At 66.5% G+C, this 16,636-nt stretch carries 19 protein-coding genes; 12 read left to right on the top strand and 7 right to left on the bottom strand.

Going from position 1 to position 16,636, the window contains the following annotated elements:
* Positions 1–25: 25 nt before the first annotated feature.
* Positions 26–460 carry a hypothetical protein gene (locus LN047_RS21795; protein ID WP_056326704.1) on the top strand — a complete coding sequence of 145 codons (435 nt, stop codon included), beginning with the start codon at positions 26–28 and terminating at the stop codon, positions 458–460.
* A gap of 37 nt (positions 461–497) precedes the next feature.
* Here the strand turns inward: LN047_RS21795 and LN047_RS21790 are convergent, their stop codons facing one another.
* Together LN047_RS21790 and LN047_RS21785 are read right to left on the bottom strand one after the other, a co-directional pair.
* On the bottom strand, positions 498–881 hold the full coding sequence (locus tag LN047_RS21790) for a hypothetical protein (RefSeq protein WP_373980155.1): 384 nt from the start codon (positions 879–881) through the stop codon (positions 498–500).
* A 135-nt stretch (positions 882–1,016) separates the two neighbouring features.
* Positions 1,017–2,345: a dicarboxylate/amino acid:cation symporter gene (locus LN047_RS21785; RefSeq protein WP_373980154.1), complete on the bottom strand. Its 1,329-nt coding sequence runs from the start codon at positions 2,343–2,345 to the stop codon at positions 1,017–1,019.
* 275 nt (positions 2,346–2,620) lie between these two features.
* Here LN047_RS21785 and LN047_RS21780 point away from each other — a divergent pair, with 275 nt between their 5' ends.
* Both LN047_RS21780 and fba read left to right on the top strand, forming a co-directional pair.
* Complete coding sequence (locus LN047_RS21780) at positions 2,621–3,520, top strand: SMP-30/gluconolactonase/LRE family protein (protein WP_373980153.1); 900 nt, start codon at positions 2,621–2,623, stop codon at positions 3,518–3,520.
* A gap of 230 nt (positions 3,521–3,750) precedes the next feature.
* Positions 3,751–4,815, top strand: a complete 1,065-nt coding sequence (gene fba, locus LN047_RS21775) for a class II fructose-bisphosphate aldolase (protein WP_056326713.1) — start codon at positions 3,751–3,753, stop codon at positions 4,813–4,815.
* A 101-nt stretch (positions 4,816–4,916) separates the two neighbouring features.
* On the opposite strand, the gene LN047_RS21770 is transcribed toward fba, so the two are convergent.
* Positions 4,917–5,369, bottom strand: coding sequence for a GFA family protein (locus LN047_RS21770; RefSeq protein WP_062841696.1), 453 nt, complete (start codon positions 5,367–5,369; stop codon positions 4,917–4,919).
* A 243-nt stretch (positions 5,370–5,612) separates the two neighbouring features.
* Here LN047_RS21770 and LN047_RS21765 point away from each other — a divergent pair, with 243 nt between their 5' ends.
* The 6 genes from LN047_RS21765 to LN047_RS21740 all read left to right on the top strand — a co-directional run bounded on the left by LN047_RS21765 (position 5,613) and on the right by LN047_RS21740 (position 10,308).
* Positions 5,613–6,494, top strand: a complete 882-nt coding sequence (locus tag LN047_RS21765; protein WP_056326717.1) for a phosphoribosylaminoimidazolesuccinocarboxamide synthase — start codon at positions 5,613–5,615, stop codon at positions 6,492–6,494.
* A gap of 188 nt (positions 6,495–6,682) precedes the next feature.
* A complete protein-coding gene (locus LN047_RS21760) occupies positions 6,683–6,841 on the top strand; it encodes a DUF5993 family protein (RefSeq protein WP_167427990.1) in 159 nt (52 codons plus the stop codon).
* Between the two features lie 10 nt (positions 6,842–6,851).
* The gene (locus LN047_RS21755) at positions 6,852–7,424 is read left to right on the top strand and encodes a disulfide bond formation protein B (RefSeq protein ID WP_223572391.1); all 573 of its coding nucleotides are present in this window, start codon (positions 6,852–6,854) and stop codon (positions 7,422–7,424) included.
* Between the two features lie 104 nt (positions 7,425–7,528).
* Complete coding sequence (gene purE / locus LN047_RS21750) at positions 7,529–8,050, top strand: 5-(carboxyamino)imidazole ribonucleotide mutase (protein ID WP_062841698.1); 522 nt, start codon at positions 7,529–7,531, stop codon at positions 8,048–8,050.
* A gap of 5 nt (positions 8,051–8,055) precedes the next feature.
* Complete coding sequence (locus LN047_RS21745; protein ID WP_373980152.1) at positions 8,056–9,246, top strand: 5-(carboxyamino)imidazole ribonucleotide synthase; 1,191 nt, start codon at positions 8,056–8,058, stop codon at positions 9,244–9,246.
* Positions 9,247–9,258: 12 nt separating this feature from the next.
* Complete coding sequence (locus tag LN047_RS21740; protein ID WP_179689885.1) at positions 9,259–10,308, top strand: L-threonylcarbamoyladenylate synthase; 1,050 nt, start codon at positions 9,259–9,261, stop codon at positions 10,306–10,308.
* Between the two features lie 9 nt (positions 10,309–10,317).
* On the opposite strand, the gene LN047_RS21735 is transcribed toward LN047_RS21740, so the two are convergent.
* From LN047_RS21735 to LN047_RS21720, 4 genes are read right to left on the bottom strand one after another with little or no spacing between them, the layout of a single operon-like run.
* Positions 10,318–11,145, bottom strand: a complete 828-nt coding sequence (locus LN047_RS21735) for an IclR family transcriptional regulator C-terminal domain-containing protein (RefSeq protein WP_056326726.1) — start codon at positions 11,143–11,145, stop codon at positions 10,318–10,320.
* Positions 11,145–11,786 (bottom strand): 3-oxoacid CoA-transferase subunit B, encoded by a 642-nt coding sequence (locus LN047_RS21730; RefSeq protein WP_056326728.1) that lies wholly within the window; start codon positions 11,784–11,786, stop codon positions 11,145–11,147. Before LN047_RS21730 ends, LN047_RS21735 begins: the two co-directional genes overlap by 1 nt.
* Positions 11,787–11,811: 25 nt before the next feature.
* On the bottom strand, positions 11,812–12,492 hold the full coding sequence (locus LN047_RS21725) for a 3-oxoacid CoA-transferase subunit A (protein WP_062841702.1): 681 nt from the start codon (positions 12,490–12,492) through the stop codon (positions 11,812–11,814).
* Between the two features lie 41 nt (positions 12,493–12,533).
* The gene (locus LN047_RS21720) at positions 12,534–13,553 is read right to left on the bottom strand and encodes a Bug family tripartite tricarboxylate transporter substrate binding protein (RefSeq protein WP_373980151.1); all 1,020 of its coding nucleotides are present in this window, start codon (positions 13,551–13,553) and stop codon (positions 12,534–12,536) included.
* Positions 13,554–13,909: 356 nt separating this feature from the next.
* Between LN047_RS21720 and LN047_RS21715 the strand changes: the two genes are divergently transcribed.
* The 3 genes from LN047_RS21715 to LN047_RS21705 all read left to right on the top strand — a co-directional run bounded on the left by LN047_RS21715 (position 13,910) and on the right by LN047_RS21705 (position 16,596).
* Positions 13,910–14,932 (top strand): amino acid ABC transporter substrate-binding protein, encoded by a 1,023-nt coding sequence (locus LN047_RS21715; RefSeq protein ID WP_056326734.1) that lies wholly within the window; start codon positions 13,910–13,912, stop codon positions 14,930–14,932.
* 186 nt (positions 14,933–15,118) lie between these two features.
* Complete coding sequence (locus LN047_RS21710; RefSeq protein WP_373980150.1) at positions 15,119–15,637, top strand: sigma-70 family RNA polymerase sigma factor; 519 nt, start codon at positions 15,119–15,121, stop codon at positions 15,635–15,637.
* A complete protein-coding gene (locus LN047_RS21705; RefSeq protein ID WP_217618309.1) occupies positions 15,634–16,596 on the top strand; it encodes a FecR domain-containing protein in 963 nt (320 codons plus the stop codon). The genes LN047_RS21710 and LN047_RS21705 overlap by 4 nt, the downstream gene beginning before the upstream one ends.
* Positions 16,597–16,636 lie beyond the last annotated feature (40 nt).

Genomic DNA, 16,636 nt, shown 5'->3' with positions numbered 1-16,636 from the left:
GCCCTTCCAATTCACGGAGCCCCAGATGGCACGATTCAATTTCACCCAGGACCTCGAAGAACCCGATCTGTGGGCGGCGGAAAATGTCCCCGCCGGCGAGGGCCGGCCCCCCATCCACGTCATGATCCAGACCGACGGTGAAGAGCCCGATGCGGGCGCATCCAAGGTGGTCAAGGGCATCCTGGACAACCTGGACGACCAGATTCTGGCCGCGGCCGACTTCCTGCTCGACAACTATTCGTACGAGCACTGCAAAAAGCTGGGCATCGAAGACGACCAGCTCCTGGCCGAAGAAACGGCGGAAGCCATGGCGGAAAAAGCCGTGCTGCGCGCGCTGTGGCTGTTCGACGAAGACGGCGACGGCTACGAGCTCTGGTTCACGCTGCCCTGGGACCCGGTGCACACCTACGACGTCGAGTTCGAGGACGGCGCGCCCGTGTCCTGCTCGGTAAACGACTGACTAAACGACTGACGCCACCCGGCCAGCGCGGCCAAGGTCAGCGCGGCAGTTCGTACCGCGTCGCCAGGCTTTGCCCCAGCGATTCGTCGTACTTGTAGCGCACCTTCAACGGCTTGCCCCGCAAGATGGTGCGCGCTGGCACGTTATCCAGCGCCACCTCCACCTCCTTGTCCACGAACTCGCCGCAGTCCGTGTCGGCCCTTTCGCCGTCGGGAATGTCGGCGGCTTTGACTTTCAGTTTGAACAGCACCTGCGTCAGCGCCGTGCCGTCGGTCCGGAACTGCCGGTAGGTGGTGGGAAAGGTGGAGACCGTGCCTGTCAGGTCGCAGGAAATGCGGGTCCAGGCATGCGCAGGGGGAATGCAGGCGAACAGGCCGGCGGCAAGCGCCGCCTTCGCGCGGGGCGAAAACAGAAGATTCATGGTGTGCGGGGCCGGGCGCGGCGCCCATGCGCGCCTCGCCGGTGCGTGACGAAAAGGGCTTTTATGTTGCGCCCGGCACTCGCGCCGGTCAAGCGGACGCGCACCATTGAAAACGGGCCGTTACGGCCCGTTTTTTCATGCGTTCTGGCTGGCAGTCCGCGCCGGTTGCGGGGTCGCGTCCACCGTCCCGGCGGCCGACTCGCCGGCAATCTCGGCGTCCGTATCCGTGGGCAGATCCTCTTCATTGCCTTCCAGCTTGGCGATCACGGCCGTGGCCAGGCTGTTGCCGACCACGTTCGTGGCGGTGCGGCCCATGTCGAAGAACTGGTCGATGCCCATGATGAGCAGCAGGCCGGCTTCGGGCAGGTGGAACATCGGCAGCGTCGCGGCCACCACCACCAGCGAGGCGCGCGCCACGCCGGCCATGCCCTTGCTCGTCACCATCAGCACCAGCAGCAGGGTGAGCTGCTGCGTGAAACTCATCTCGATGTTGTAGGCCTGGGCGATGAACAGCACGGCGAACGACTGGTACATCATCGACCCGTCAAGGTTGAACGAGTAACCCAGCGGCAGGACGAATCCGGAAATGCGCTTGGACACGCCGAACCGCGCCAGCGCCTCGATCGTCTTGGGGTAGGCCGATTCGCTGCTCGCGGTCGAGAACGCCAGCAGGGTCGGTTCCTTGATGAGGCCGCCCAGACGGCGCGTGGACTTGCCCAGGAACAGGTAACCGACGCCGAACAGAATCGCCCACAAAAGGGCCAGGCCCAGATAGAACTCGCCGATCAGCTTGCCGTAGCTGATCAGCACGCCCAGGCCCTCGGTCGTGATGGCGGCCGCCATTGCGGCGAACACGCCCAGCGGCGCAAAACGCATCACGTAGTCGGTGACGCGGAACATGATCTTGGCCAGCTCGTCGATCATGTTGTAGATCGTGTTGTGGCCCTTGCCGCGGATGAACGACAGCGCGGCGCCGAAGAACAGCGAGAACACCAGGATCTGCAGGATCTCGTTGTTGGCCATCGCTTCGGCGATGCTCTTGGGAAAGACGTGCGCAATGAACGCCTTGAGCGTGAAGTCGCCGGTTTTCAGGCCCGATGTCAGCCCCGCGTCCGGGATCGCCAGGTTCATGTGCGCGCCGGGCTGGAAGATGTTGACCAGCGCCAGGCCCAGCAGCAGCGAGATCGCCGAGGCGGCGATGAACCAGATCATGGCGCGCATGCCGATGCGGCCCACCGCGCTGGCGTCGCTCATGCTGGCCAGGCCGGTCACCAGGGTGGCGAACACGAGCGGCGCGATGATCATCTTGATCATGCGCAGGAAGATGTCGGTGACAAGGCTGAAGTACGAGGCGATGTGCGCCGCCTCCTGCTGGTTCTGCGCGAACTTGTTGCAGAAGTAGCCCACCACGATGCCCAGCACCATGGCGATGCCGATATAACGCGTCAGCTTCTTAGTGTTCATGTTGAATACGGGAAAACGGGAGCCGCCGCTTGGGCCGTGGGGCCAGGTCCGCCGGCATGAAGGCGGGGGCGGGCGGTCCAGTGACGGACATGCCAGGGGTCCAGGTACTGCTCGGGTTAACCCTTGGGGCGCGATGTTAACGCCGCCAACCTGACAGCCAGTTGTCAGTTTAGGGACGGATCAGCCATGCCAGAATGCCCCTTCCGGTCTCATCAAGACAGGCCGGGCGCCACCTGGGAACCCGCCCCAAGCGGGGCGACATGGGAGACAAAGCAATGCCGAATCGCGAATTGTCCGTACTGGCTTCCGGCTACACCTATCTGGAGGGGCTGCGCTGGCACGAAAACCGCCTGTGGGCCTCGGACTTCTATACCGGGCAGGTCATCACGGTGACGCTGCAGGGCGCCGTGGACCGTGTCTGCCTGGTGCCCCAGCAGCCCTCCGGCCTGGGCTGGCTGCCCGACGGCCGCCTGCTGATCGCCTCCATGAAAGACCGCAAGCTGCTGCGCCGCGAGGCGGACGGCACGCTATCGGTCCACGCCGACCTCTCCGCGTTGACCGGCGGCCCCATCAACGACATGGTGGTGGACGCGCAGGGCAGGGCGTATGTGGGCAACTTCGGGTTCGACATCATGGCGGGCGAACCGGTCCGCACGACCACCTTGGTGCGCGTGGACCCGGACGGCGTGGCGCAGGTGGTGGCGGACGGGCTGTGTTTTCCCAACGGGTCGTTCATCACGCCCGACGGCAAGACGCTGATCGTCAACGAGACCTTCGCAAACCGCATTTCCGAATTCGACATCGAGCCCAATGGCGTGCTGGGCCCGCGCCGCGACTGGGCCAACTTCGGCGAGCTGCCGGCGAGCGACGACCTGACCACGCTGATTGCCGCGTCAAAGATCGCCCCGGACGGCGGCGCGCTGGATGAAGAAGGCGCGCTCTGGGTGGGCGATGCCATCGGCAAGCGCATCGTGCGGGTCGAACGGGGCGGCAGGATCCAGGAACAGATCGACACGGGCGAGTTCGGCATCTTCGCGGCCGCGCTGGGCGGTCCCGACGGCAGGACGCTTTTCATGGCGGCAGCGCCGGATTTCGTCGAAGCCAATCGCCGGGCCAAACCCCAGGCCCGCATCCTGATGACCCAGGTGGACGTGCCGCACGCGGGCAGGCCGTAGGCCACAGCCCTAGGTCACAAGCGGGGCGGCAAAGGCCTGGCGTGCCGGACTTCTGGTCCGCATGGACGAGATCGCAAGGCGGGATATCAGCCGTCCCGCCCCTTGCGGTATCACCTGAATGGATAGGATACCGGCCGTTGCAAGACCTTTCTTCGATTCCCCCGTAAAATCACGCCATTCAGCAAGGCTTCAACCATCTCTCAATAGACAGTACCTAAGGAGGACCACTCATGGCCCTAGTCTCCATGCGCCAGTTGCTCGACCACGCCGCCGAGCACGGCTACGGCATTCCGGCTTTCAACGTCAACAACCTGGAACAGGTCCAGGCCATCATGGAAGCCGCGGCGGAGACCGACAGCCCGGTGATCATGCAGGCCTCGGCCGGCGCGCGCAAATACGCGGGCGAAGGCTTCCTCAAGTACCTGATCCAGGCCGCCGTTGAGTCCTACCCGCACATTCCCGTGGTCATGCACCAGGATCACGGCCAGTCGCCCAAGATCTGCCAGGGCGCGATCGACCTGGGCTTCTCCAGCGTCATGATGGACGGCTCGCTGAAGGAAGACGGCAAGACCATCGCCGACTACGACTACAACGTCGAAGTCACCAAGAAGGTTGTCGACATCGCGCACAAGCTGGGCGTGACCGTCGAAGGCGAACTGGGCTGCCTGGGCTCGCTCGAAACCATGGAAGGCGACAAGGAAGACGGCCACGGCGCCGACGGCAAGCTGACCATGGATCAGCTGCTGACCGACCCCGAACAAGCCGCCGACTTCGTGCGCCGCACGCAACTGGACGCCCTGGCGATTGCCATCGGCACCAGCCACGGCGCCTACAAGTTCACGCGCAAGCCCACCGGCGACATCCTGTCGATCTCCCGCATCAAGGAAATCCACGCCCGCCTGCCCAACACCCACCTGGTGATGCACGGCAGCTCCAGCGTGCCGCAGGAACTGCTGGCCGAGATCCGTGAATTCGGCGGCAACATGAAGGAAACCTACGGCGTGCCCGTCGAGGAAATCCAGGAAGCCATCAAGTACGGCGTGCGCAAGATCAATATCGACACCGATATCCGTCTGGCCATGACCGGCGCGATCCGCCGCTTCTTCGCCGAGAACCCCGAAAAGTTCGACCCGCGCGAATACCTCAAGCCCGCCCGCGCCGCCGCCAAGGCAATCTGTGTCGCTCGCTACACGGAATTCGGCACCGCCGGCAACGCCAGCAAGATCAAGCCGCTGCCGCTGACCGAAATTGCCGCGCAATACGCGTCGGGCAAGCTGTCGCAAGTGGTGCAGTAAGGTCCCCGCCGGCGCCGCCTTCCCTGTGAAGGCGGCTCAGGCAAAAAAGGGCTGGTCCGCGAGGGCCAGCCCTTTTGTTTTGTGGACGTGATGCGCGCGGCCTACGCCGGCGAATTGCGCCCAAAGCTCGGCACCGTCCGGTCCACGTGGTGCCACGATGGCGCCGAGTCCGTCCACAGGCTCACCTTGGAATGAAAGGCCTCGGGATCGTCCAGCGACCCCGCGCGGACCACCTCATAGCCCATGCCTTCCGAGCCGCCGAACAGCGGCGTCCCACAGGACGGGCAGAAGCTGCGCATGACGGTATGGCCGGAGTCGCCCTGGTAGCGGTGTTCCTTGGGCTGGCCGCGCAGCAGCGTGACCGCGCCGGCGGGAAAGATCAGCGCGTGGGCTGGGGCGCCGCCGCTGGAATACTGGCAGTCCCGGCAATGGCAGGTCGCCGCGGTGATGGGCTCGTCCGTGAGGGCGTAGCGGATGGCGCCGCACTGGCAGCCGCCTGTCATGTGCACCTGCGCGTCGGCGTGGGGCATGCGCTTGGGGGAAGCATCCTGCATACGACTCTGTCTCCGGACGGGTTGCGCCGTGACGCCCGGGGGCGGCCGGCGCGAATTATGGATGGGGATCAAAGCCTAACCCGGGGTCTGGCCTGCGGCAAGGTGAACTTATTTGCAGTAATCTATGCGCTTTGCAGGAGCCGCCGCGCGGCGCCGCTCCTGCCTGGTATCCGCTTTCGTTCCACTTCCCGCCCTGGCGCCCGCCCGTGGCGGGAATGTTCATTTTTGCCATAGGCCATTCCCGTGACTTCTGCTTTGCATGAATCCAGCATCAAGTCCCTGCCGCTGCTGGGACGCGGCAAGGTGCGCGATATGTACGCCGTCGGCGACGACAAGTTGCTGATCGTCGCGTCGGATCGCATTTCCGCCTTCGATGTGATCCTTGACGACCCCATTCCCGGCAAGGGACAGGTGCTGACCGAACTGACCGAATTCTGGTTGCAGAAGCTGGCGCACATCCTGCCCAACCACTCCACCGGCGTGAAGCCCGAGGACGTGGTGGCGCCCGATGAGGTCGACCAGGTGCGTGGCCGCGCCGTGGTGGTCAAGCGTCTGAAGCCGATCCTGGTCGAAGCGGTGGCCCGTGGCTACCTGATCGGTTCCGGCTGGAAGGACTACCAGGCGACCGGCGCCGTGTGCGGCATCAAGCTGCCGGCGGGCTTGCAACAAGCGAGCAAGCTGCCCGAGCCCATCTTCACGCCCGCGGCCAAGGCCGAATTCGGCATGCACGACGAGAACGTGGACTTCGCGCACGTGGTCAAGGAAGTCGGCCAGGAAATGGCCGAGCGCATCCGCGACGTCACGCTCAAGCTGTACGCCGAGGCCGCCGCCTTTGCCGCGACCAAGGGCATCATCATCGCCGACACCAAGTTCGAATTCGGCCTGGACGACGATGGCACGCTGCACTTGATGGACGAAGTGCTGACGCCCGATTCGTCGCGCTTCTGGCCTGCCGACGGCTACCGCGTGGGCATCAGCCCGCCGTCCTTCGACAAGCAGTTCGTGCGCGACTGGCTTGAAACGCAAACGTGGGACAAAACCCCGCCCGCGCCGCGCCTGCCGCAGGACGTGCTGGAAAAGACCGCCGCGAAGTACCGCGAAGCGCTTGACCGCCTGATCGCCTGATCGGCCTGCTTTCCAAAAAACCGCTCCTTGCCGAGCGGTTTTTTTTTGCCCGCAGCGGTGCAACCGGCGCCTTGATACACATGCCGGGCACCCGGGCAAACCCGCAGTCTTCGCATGAAATTATTTCGGATTGTTACGCTATACTCGTGCGCTGCTTGGTTCGGGAATTCCGAGAAAAGGAGCGCTGCATGGTGATGATGCTGCCCTTTGTGACGGGGACGCTGGCAGTATGGTTTGGGCTCGTGGGCCGGCGCCGCCCCTGCGTGACGTTCTGGCTGCTGACCCTGGTCATCTTTGCCGCCTGGTGCAATTACCACATGACCAGTCCGCTGGCGTTGTCCCTGTGAAGCGCCGGCAATGATCTTTTCACGCAACCCGGCGCGCGGCTCGCGCATCCTCAACGGTCTGGCCCTGCTCGGGGTCACCGCCATCCTCTGCATGGCCTTTGTCTGGCAATTCGCCTACGACGAACTGCCATGTCCGCTATGCCTGCTGCAGCGCGTCGCGCTGATGCTTGCGGGCGTGGGATTCCTCTTGAACATGCGGCTCGGCCCGTCGCCGATGCACTACGCCATGAGCATCGCGGGCGCGCTGGCCGGGATGCTTGCGTCGGGGCGTCAGGTGCTGCTGCACATTGCGCCGGGGGACGCGGGCTACGGCACGCCCTTTCTTGGCGTGCATTTCTATACGTGGGCGTTCGTCGCCTTCACGGCGATCATCGTGTTCTGCGTCGTGATGCTGTGCGTGGACCGCAAATGGGGCGACAGCATGCTCAAGAAGCCCGTGTCGGCGCTGGGCATGGTGGTCATGGCCCTGTTTTTCATCGTCGCGCTGGCCAACGCCGGCAGCACCACGCTGCAGTGCGGCTTCGGTCCCTGCCCCGACGATCCGGTCAGCTACCTTTGGCTGCAAACGGCGGCCACGCCGTAGGGTCCGCCGCGCCGGGTAAAATAGCGGGTTTTCGCGGGCCGGTCCCGCGGTTTCCTGACATTTCGCGGCGCGTGCGCCGTGGTCTCAACTACTAGACACCGGTTATGACAGACCAGACTTCCGCAGCGGCGCAAGCCTCCCCCGTGGTGGGCGTGATTATGGGATCTTCCAGCGATTGGGAGGTCATGAAGCACGCGGTGACGATGCTGGAGGATTTTGGCGTTGCCTACGAGGCGCGCGTGATCTCCGCGCACCGCATGCCGCAGGATATGGCCGAATACGGCGCCGCCGCGCACCAGCGCGGTCTGCGCGGCATCATCGCCGGCGCTGGCGGCGCGGCGCACCTGCCGGGCATGATGGCCGCCCTGACCGAGGTGCCGGTGTTCGGCGTGCCGGTCCCGTCCAAGTACCTGCGCGGCGAAGACTCGCTGCTGTCCATCGTGCAGATGCCCAAGGGCGTGCCGGTCGCCACCTTTGCCATCGGCGAAGCCGGCGCCGCCAACGCCGCGCTGCACGTGATCGCCACGCTGGCGGGCACCGACGCCGGCCTGCACGCAAAGCTGCTGGCGTTCCGCGCCCGCCAGACGCAGGCCGCGCGCGACATGAAAGTTCCGCCTGAGGCCTGACGCGTATGACTCAATCGACTTCTTTCATGATTGCGCCCGGCGGTTGGTTGGGCATGCTGGGCGGCGGGCAGTTGGGCCGCATGTTCTGTCACGCCGCGCAAAGCCTCGGCTACAAGGTGGCGGTGCTGGATCCGGCCGCCGAGTGCCCGGCCGGCATGGTCGCCGACCTGCACATCCAGGCCGCCTATGACGACGAGGCCGGCCTGGCCCGCCTGGCGCAGACCTGCCAGGCCGTCACCACCGAATTTGAAAACGTGCCCGCCGACAGCCTGCGCGCGCTGGCGACCCGTTGCCGCGTCAGCCCGGCGGGCGACGCCGTGGCGATCGTGCAGGACCGCATTGCGGAAAAGACCTTCATCGCCGCGCAAGGCATCCCGGTTGCGCCGCACGCCGCCATCCGCAGCGAGGCGGACCTGCACGCCGCGTCCGAAGCCCTGTTCCCCGGCATTCTCAAAGTTGCCCGCCTGGGTTACGACGGCAAGGGCCAGGCCCGCATCGACACCCGCGAAGAAGCCATCGCGGCCTTCGCCGAGTTCGGGGGCGTGGCCTGCGTGCTGGAAGCGCTGATGCCGCTGGATTACGAAATCTCGGTGGTGCTGGCGCGCGGCTTTGACGGCGCCAGCGTGGTGTTTCCCGTGGCGCGCAACGTGCACCGCGACGGCATCCTGGCGGTGTCCACCGCCGCGCCCGTGCAGCAGGACGCCGCCCACGCCGAACGCCAGGCGCGCGCCACCGAGGCCGCGCAGGCCATCGCGCAGGGCCTGGGCTACCACGGCGTGCTGTGCGTGGAATTCTTCGTGCTCAAGGACGGCAGCCTCATCGTCAACGAGATCGCGCCGCGCCCGCACAACAGCGGCCACTACACGATCGATGCCTGCGTCACCAGCCAGTTCGAGCAGCAGGCGCGCGCCATGGCCGGCCTGCCGTTGGGCGGCACCGACCTCCTGGCCCCGGCCGTCATGCTGAACATCCTGGGCGACATCTGGTACGCCAACGACAGCGACACCGCGCAACGCGAGCCCGACTGGGCCGCGGCGCTGGCGGTGCCGTCCGCCAAGCTGCATCTGTACGGCAAGCACGAGGCGCGGCGCGGCCGCAAGATGGGGCACGTCACCATCGTGGCGGCCACGCTGCAGCAGGCCCGTGACGATGCCGCCCGCGTGGCGGCCGCGCTGGGCATGCAGGCGCCCGAATAAGGCGGCGAACCGATGTCCTCCTCCACGCCCGCCACCGCCAGCGCCGCGCAAATCGCCCACGCCGCCCAGCGCATGCTGGACGGCGAACTGGCCGCCTTTCCGACCGAGACCGTCTACGGGCTGGGCGCGGACGCCGAAAATCCGCAGGCGGTTGCCAAGATCTACGCGGCCAAGGGCCGGCCGTCGAACCATCCTGTCATCGTGCACATCGCGCCTGACGGCGATGTGTCGTATTGGGCGGCGCACGTGCCGCCCGAGGCGCGTCTGCTGATCAACGCGTTCTGGCCGGGTCCGCTGACCCTGATCCTCAAGCGCGCGCCGCATATCGTGGACACGGTGAGCGGCGGCCAGGACAGCATCGGCATTCGCTGTCCCTCGCACCCGGTGGCGCAGGCGCTGCTGACGGCTTTTGCCGCCGGCAAGCCGAACGGGCAGGGCGGCGTGGCTGCCCCGTCCGCCAACAAGTTCGGGCAAGTGTCGCCCACGCGCGCCGAGCATGTGCGCAGCGAGTTCCCGGACGAAGTCGCGGCCGGCATGCCCGTGCTGGAAGGCGGCGCGTCGGAGGTGGGCATCGAGTCCACGATCCTTGATCTGTCGCGCCTGGACACGGGCGCGGGGCCCGTGCTGCTGCGGCCCGGCCACATCAGCGCCGCGCAGCTCGAAGCCGTGCTGGGCGTGCAGGTCTTTGCGCCCGACGCCGCGGCGCCGCGTGCCTCGGGCACGCTGAAGGCGCATTACGCGCCGCGCACGCCGCTGGAACTGGCAAGCGACGCACGCATGCAGGAAGTGGTGCTGGGACGCAACCTGCCAGAAGGGCGCGTCGTGCTGGTGGCCTACGGCCCGCAGCCCGCCGCCGTCGATGCCCGCGTGCAATGGCAAGCGGTGCCGGCGGACCCGGCCCGTTACGCGCAGGCGCTGTATGGCCTGCTGCGCGATCTGGACGGGCAGGGCTATGCGCGCATCATCGTGCAGGCGCCGCCCGCCACCGACGACTGGCACGCGGTCAACGACCGCATCGGCCGTGCCGCCGCCGCCTTCACGCTGGACACCACCGGCCTGTAGCCTGGCCGCTCAGGCGGCCAGGAATTCCCCGATCCGTTCAACGGCCTGTCGCAGGGGCGGCAGGAATTCTTCCTGCAAGCGCTCGAGCGGCACGCGCGCGGCCTTCACGCTGACGTTCACGGCGCCGCACGCCTTGCCGCTGGCCGAGCGCACGACCACCGAAATCGCGCGCACATTCAATTCCAGTTCCTGGTCGACCACCGCGTATCCCTGCTCGCGGATGCGCGCCAGTTCCGCGCGCAGTTTTGCCTCGGTGGTCAACGTGAATTCGGTGTAGGGCTGCAGGTCGGTTGCCGCGAAATACCTTGCCAGCGCGGGCTCGGGCAACTCTGCCAGCAACACGCGCCCGATGGACGTGCAATACGCCGGCAAGCGGCTTCCCAGACCCATCGACGTGGCCAGCAGGCGGTTCACCTCCGAACGCGCCAGGTACAGCATCTCGTGGCCTTCCATGATGGCAAGCGCGCAGGTCTCGTTCACGGTGGCGCTCAGTTCCTCCAGCACGGGCTGCGCCAGCGAGACGAACGGCGTGGACGAAAAATACGCGTAGCCGAGCCCCAGGATGCGCGGCGTCAGCACGTACAGCCGGCCATGCTGTTCGGCCATGCCCAGCAGGATCAGCGTGTGCAGGCAGCGCTGCACCACCGCGCGCGGCAGATTGGCGCGCCGGCTCAGTTCGGCGGCGGTCTGGGGATGGCGGCGGGTGCCGAACGCGCGTATGACGTGCAGGCCGCGCGCCAGCGTCAGCATGTAGTCCGGATCGCCGCGCAGTTGGTCGGGATGGTCTTCGGCCGCGGGCGGCGCGGCGTAGCCCGGAGGAGGCAGGTTCGGCAGCATCAGCCGGCACGCAGCGGCGCGCCGGTGCGCGCCTGCAATTCGGTCAGAGTCATGCCGTCGATCATATCCCGGACGACAAGCCCGTCCGGCGTCACGTCGATGACCGCGAGGTCGGTGTAGATACGGTCCACCACGCCGGCGCCGGTAAGCGGATAGGTGCAGCGCTCGACGATCTTGGGATCGCCGTTCTTGCTGTTGTGCTCCATCATGATGAACACACTGCGTGCGCCGACGGCCAGGTCCATCGCGCCGCCCACGGCCGGCGCCTCGCCCGGCTTGTTGAGCGACCAATTGGCCAGGTCGCCGTTGGCCGCGACCTGCATGCCGCCCATGACGCAGATGTCCAGGTGGCCGCCGCGCATCATCGCGAACGAGTCCGCATGATGGAAGTACGACCCGCCCGTCAAGAGCGTCACGGGCTGCTTGCCCGCGTTGATGAGGTCCAGGTTGATGTCGGCCTCGGCCGGGGGCGGGCCCATGCCAAGAATGCCGTTCTCGCTGTGCAGCACGATCTCGCGGCCTTCGGGCAGGTGGGCGGCCACCAGCACGGGCATGCCGATGCCCAGGTTCACGTAGCTGCCGTCGGGGATGTCCAGGGCCAGGCGTCGCGCCATGGCTTCGCGGGTCAGGGGACGAAACATGCGGACTCCTGCTTGAAGGGTTGCGTCAGCTGGAAAAGGCGGCGTTGGGCACTTCGGTGACGCGCTTGACGAAGATGCCCGGCGTCACCACCGCCTCGGGCGGCAGTTCGCCCAGTTCGGCCTTGGCGCGCACCTGCACGATGGTCGTCCGGGCGGCCATGCACATGATGGGACCGAAGTTGCGCGCGCTCATGTTGTAGGTGAGGTTGCCCCAGCGGTCGCCGCGGTCGGCCTTTACCAGCGCGAAGTCGCCATGCAAGGGTTCTTCGAACACGTGGCCGCGGCCGTTGATGATGCGGGTCTCCTTGCCGCGCGCAAGCTCGGTGCCGTACGCGGTGGGCGTGAAAAAGCCGCCCAGCCCGGCGCCGGCCGCGCGCAGGCGTTCGGCGATGGTGCCTTGCGGCACGCATTCCAGTTCGATTCGGCCTTCGCGGTAGAGCGCGTCGAAGACCCACGAGTGAGACGCCTTGGGAAACGAGCAGATGACCTTACGCACGCGCCCGGCCTTGACCAGCGCGGCCAGGCCCGTTTCGTGGTTGCCCGCATTGTTGCTGACCACGGTCAGGTCGCGCGCGCCCTGGTCGATGAGCGCATGGATCAGTTCGGTGGGCATGCCGGCGCCGCCGAACCCGCTGATCAGCACGGTGGCGCCATCGTGGATGTCCGCCACGGCGGCCGCGGGGGTGTCGATGAACTTGTCGATCATGGAGGGCTCCGATGGGGCGGGCGCGGCGGCGCCCGGCCCGCTCAGTTCACGGTGATGTTGGCCTGCTTGATGATCTCGGCGTAGCGGGCCGAGTCCTTCTTCATCAATTCGGCAAACTGCGCCGGCGTGCCGCCCACCGGCAAGAAGCCCGCATCCACGAACTTCTGCCGCACGTCGGGTTCCTTGACGATTTCGCTGATCTCACGCGCCATGCGTTCGATGATCGGCTTGGGCGTGTTGGCGGGCGCCATCAGCCCGGCCCACGAGCCGGTGACAAAGCCCGGCATGCCGGCTTCTTCCATCGTGGGAATGTCCGGTTCCGTGGGCCAGCGTTCCTTGCCCGTGAACGCCAGCGCCTTCAGGCGGTTCTGCTTGACGTACTGCATCGGCACCAGCACGGGATCGAACACCATGGACACGCGGTTGCCCAGCAGGTCCGTGAGGATCGGCGCGCTGCCCTTGTAGGCCACGTGGGTCATCGTGATCTTGTTCTGCAGCGCGAAGTCGGCGCCGGTCAGATGCGCGCTGGAGCCATTGCCGCTGGACGCATAGGTGAGCTTGTCGGGATTCTTGCGCGCATAGGCGACCAGTTCGGCCACGTTCTTGACCGGCAGCTCGTTCGCCACGAACAGAAACAGCGGCAGGTCCGCCATCTGCACGACCGGCGTCAGGTCCGCGGGGGTGTAGCCCAGCTTGTAGAGATGAAAGTTGATGATGTAGGCCGGCAGCATCGACAGGAACGTGTAGCCGTCGGGCTCGGCCTTGGCGGCAATCGCCGATCCCAGGCTGCTGTTGGCGCCGGGGCGGTTCTCGACGACGATGGTCTGGTTCAGCCTGGGCCCCAGCTTTTCCATCACGATGCGCGTCACGATGTCGGTCGATCCGCCCGGCGTGTACGGCACGATGATCTTGATGGGCTTGCTGGGCCAGTTGTCGGCCGCGTGGGTGGGGCCGGCGGCCACACCGGTTGCCGCCAGCGCGGCGAACAGCAGGTTCCTGAGGGCCTGGCGGCCGTCAGTGGCCGCCGGGCGAGGGGGCTGCGACTTGCATGCTTGTGCCATGGACTTGTCTCCTCCATGAATTGGCCGATCAGCGGTGCGCGTCCGGGTTTTTGTGTGACGCGACCGGCTTTTTTTAAAGGGCTGCGGCTTTGCTGACTATCGGACAAAGACGCAAAAAAAGTATGGCACGCGGGGATGTGCAGGGCGGCGGGGCGCCGTGGCAATAAAGTTCGATCACCGGACAGAGCGGCGTCGTTCGCGGACGACGCGTCTTACGGGTTTTCACTAGGGATTCGTGCGTTGTTCACGGTGTGGACATGCCTTAATCTGGCGGCCGGTCCAGTAAGGCGGGACCCGGTTTCAGCCGCTCCCGGTTACGAGCCCAGAGCGGCCATCTATCTCAGGAGAAGCAGAACATGAAGCGGAAATTGATGGTTGCGGCCGGCGCGATTGCCCTGGCCTGCGCGTCCCAGGCGGCGATGGCCGGTCCCACGCTGGACGCGGTGAAAAAGAAGGGATTCGTGCAATGCGGCCTGACGGACGGCGTCTCCGGATTCTCCGCGACGAACAGCAAGGGCGAATGGGAAGGCATGGACGTGGACATCTGCCGTGCCGTGGCGGCGGCGGTGTTTGGCGATGCCTCCAAGTTCAAGGGCACCGCGCTGTCCACCCAGCAGCGCTTCACGGCGCTGCAGTCGGGCGAAGTCGACGTGCTGCTGCGCACCGTGACGCTGACGCAGACGCGCGACACGTCGCTCGGCCTGTCCGCCGTGGCCGCCAGCTTCTATGACGGCCAGGGCATCCTGGTCAGCAAGAAGCTGGGCGTCAAGAGCGCCAAGGAACTGAACGGCGCCACCGTCTGCGTGCAGCCCGGCACCACCACCGAACTGAACCTGGCCGACTGGTTCCGCGCCAACAACATCGAGTTCAAGCCGGTCGTGATCGACAAGGTGACCGAAGTCGTGCGCGCCTTTGAATCCGGCCGCTGTGACGCCTTCACGGACGACGCCTCGCAACTGGCCGCCGTGCGTGCCACGCAGGTCGCCAACCCCAACGACTACGAAATCCTGCCCGAGCGCTTTTCCAAGGAGCCGCTGGGCCCCATGGTCCGCCAGGGCGACGAAAACTGGCTGGGCATCGTGCGCTGGACGCTGTTCGCGCTGCTGGAAGCCGAGGAATACGGCATCACGCAAAAAAACGTGGATGAAATGCTCAAGAGCAAGAATCCCAACGTCCTGCGCATCCTGGGCGTGACGCCGGGCGCCGGCAAGAACATGGGCCTGGATGAAAAGTGGGCCTACAACGCCATCAAGGCGGTGGGTAACTACAGCGAAATCTTCGAGCGCAACGTGGGCAAGGACAGCAAGCTGGGCCTGCAGCGCGGCACGAACGCGCTGTGGAACCAGGGCGGCGCGATGTATCCGTGGCCGATCCGTTGAAGCGTGAACACGCATAGCGGACGGATTTACCGGTCCATTTGATCCGCGCAAGGCCTCCCTCGGGAGGCCTTGCCGTTTTTGGGCGCGCCCCGCGGGTGGATATTGCTCCTGCCGGAACGGGAACGCCTCGGCACGTCTGCGATAGAATGCGAGCGATTCCCATTTGCAGATACCGCCCGCCGCGCCATGCTTCCGCCTTCCACGATTACCTCGGACCATCCTCTGCTGGCCCGGATCTACACCGAAGACAGGCCATGGCTGCTGGGCAGGCTCTACACCCGGCTGCGCAACCTCGAAGACGCCGAAGACGTCGCCGGCGACACGTTCGTCCAGCTCATCCAGACGCCGCGGCTCGACTCCGTGCGCGAGCCGCGCGCCCTCATCATCACCATCGCCAAACGCCTCGTCTGGAAACTGTGGCGCCGCCGCGAGCTGGAAGCCGCGTGGCTGGAAAGCCTGTTCCTCCAGGGCGAGCAGTTTGCCCCGTCGCCGCAGGAGCAGCTTGCGATCCTGCAGACCCTGCAGCAGGTGGACCAGATGCTCGACGGCCTGTCGGCGAAGGCGCGCGCCGCGTTTCTATACAGCCAACTCGATGGCCTGACCCACAAGGAGATCGCCGCCGCGCTGGGCGTGTCGGTCAGCATGGTGCGCCAGTACATCGCGCAGGCGCTGCAGCGCTGCTACGCGCTGGCGGACTCGCCATGAGTCGCGAGCAAACCGTGGCCGAGGCCGGGGACCGGGCGATCGGCTTCTGGGTCAAGCTGACCTCGGGCGAGGCGACGGATGCCGATCACGCCGCCTGTGCCGCCTGGCGCGCGGCCGATCCGGCCCATGAACATGCCTGGGCGCGGCTGCAGCAGGGCCTTAGCCAGTCCGTGGGGCGGCTGGAATCGGTCATGAAGAACGAGCGCCACGCGCTGCGTCGCACGCTGGTGCGCCCGGCGCGGCGTCGCGTGCTGCTTAACGCGGCCGCCTTGGCCGGCGCCGCGGCGGCGGGCGGCTGGGTGGCCAATCGCATCACGCCGCTGGGCAATCTTACGGCCGATCTGGGCACGGCCACGGGCGAACGTCGGACCTACACGCTGCCGGACGGCAGCCTGCTGACCCTGGACGCGCGCAGCCGCGTGGATCTGGATTTCACGGCGGACGCGCGCAACGTGCGGTTGCTGGAAGGGGCGTTGGTGGTGCAGCCGCGCACCGGTCTTTCCGCGATGTTTGCGGTGCATACGGCGCACGGGCAGGTCCGCAGCGCGGGCGCGGGCTGCATGGTGCGGCTGGAAGAGGAAGCCAGCCTGGCCGTGGCGTTGCAGAGCAGCGTCGAAGTCCTTCCGCGCGATGCGTCCCCGCTGATGCTGGCGATGGGGCAGGGCGCGCGTTTTGGCGCCGCCTGGGCGGAACGCCCGCAAGCGATGGAAGACGCCGCGTCGTGGCGCGAGGGATGGCTGAAGGTGCGCGACCAGCCGCTGGGCGAGATTGCCGCGGCGCTGGCCAGCTACCGCACAGGCGTGCTGCGCGTCAGCCCGCAGGCCGCCCGCCTAGCGGTGTCCGGTCTCTATCCGCTGGACGACACCGACCGCGCGCTGAGCGCGCTGGAACACACGCTGCCGATCACGGTCAGCCGCTATACGCGCTGGCTCACTTTGATCGACGTCCGGCCGGCCTGACCGGTTTCTTTCACTTTTTTCGCACGAGCACTGTCACTTT

It is taken from the genome of Achromobacter sp. JD417 (assembly GCF_041879325.1).
In the GTDB taxonomy this organism is placed as follows: Bacteria; Pseudomonadota; Gammaproteobacteria; order Burkholderiales; family Burkholderiaceae_B; genus Achromobacter; species Achromobacter mucicolens.
The sequence above is the reverse complement of the archived record's forward strand: the minus strand, read 5'-3'. Positions and strand labels throughout refer to the sequence as shown.

Bases quoted from the DNA above. Each gene is read 5' to 3' on its own strand.
- LN047_RS21755 (WP_223572391.1), top strand. From the start codon at position 6,852: ATGATCTTTTCACGCAACCCGGCGCGCGGCTCGCGCATCCTCAACGGT.
- LN047_RS21745 (WP_373980152.1), top strand. From the start codon at position 8,056: ATGACTCAATCGACTTCTTTCATGATTGCGCCCGGCGGTTGGTTGGGC.
- LN047_RS21785 (WP_373980154.1), bottom strand. From the start codon at position 2,345: ATGAACACTAAGAAGCTGACGCGTTATATCGGCATCGCCATGGTGCTG.
- LN047_RS21705 (WP_217618309.1), top strand. From the start codon at position 15,634: ATGAGTCGCGAGCAAACCGTGGCCGAGGCCGGGGACCGGGCGATCGGC.
- LN047_RS21795 (WP_056326704.1), top strand. From the start codon at position 26: ATGGCACGATTCAATTTCACCCAGGACCTCGAAGAACCCGATCTGTGG.
- purE (WP_062841698.1), top strand. From the start codon at position 7,529: ATGACAGACCAGACTTCCGCAGCGGCGCAAGCCTCCCCCGTGGTGGGC.
- LN047_RS21725 (WP_062841702.1), bottom strand. From the start codon at position 12,492: ATGATCGACAAGTTCATCGACACCCCCGCGGCCGCCGTGGCGGACATC.
- LN047_RS21780 (WP_373980153.1), top strand. From the start codon at position 2,621: ATGCCGAATCGCGAATTGTCCGTACTGGCTTCCGGCTACACCTATCTG.
- LN047_RS21710 (WP_373980150.1), top strand. From the start codon at position 15,119: ATGCTTCCGCCTTCCACGATTACCTCGGACCATCCTCTGCTGGCCCGG.
- LN047_RS21720 (WP_373980151.1), bottom strand. From the start codon at position 13,553: ATGGCACAAGCATGCAAGTCGCAGCCCCCTCGCCCGGCGGCCACTGAC.
- fba (WP_056326713.1), top strand. From the start codon at position 3,751: ATGGCCCTAGTCTCCATGCGCCAGTTGCTCGACCACGCCGCCGAGCAC.
- LN047_RS21770 (WP_062841696.1), bottom strand. From the start codon at position 5,369: ATGCAGGATGCTTCCCCCAAGCGCATGCCCCACGCCGACGCGCAGGTG.
- LN047_RS21715 (WP_056326734.1), top strand. From the start codon at position 13,910: ATGAAGCGGAAATTGATGGTTGCGGCCGGCGCGATTGCCCTGGCCTGC.
- LN047_RS21740 (WP_179689885.1), top strand. From the start codon at position 9,259: ATGTCCTCCTCCACGCCCGCCACCGCCAGCGCCGCGCAAATCGCCCAC.
- LN047_RS21760 (WP_167427990.1), top strand. From the start codon at position 6,683: ATGGTGATGATGCTGCCCTTTGTGACGGGGACGCTGGCAGTATGGTTT.
- LN047_RS21735 (WP_056326726.1), bottom strand. From the start codon at position 11,145: ATGCTGCCGAACCTGCCTCCTCCGGGCTACGCCGCGCCGCCCGCGGCC.
- LN047_RS21790 (WP_373980155.1), bottom strand. From the start codon at position 881: ATGAATCTTCTGTTTTCGCCCCGCGCGAAGGCGGCGCTTGCCGCCGGC.
- LN047_RS21730 (WP_056326728.1), bottom strand. From the start codon at position 11,786: ATGTTTCGTCCCCTGACCCGCGAAGCCATGGCGCGACGCCTGGCCCTG.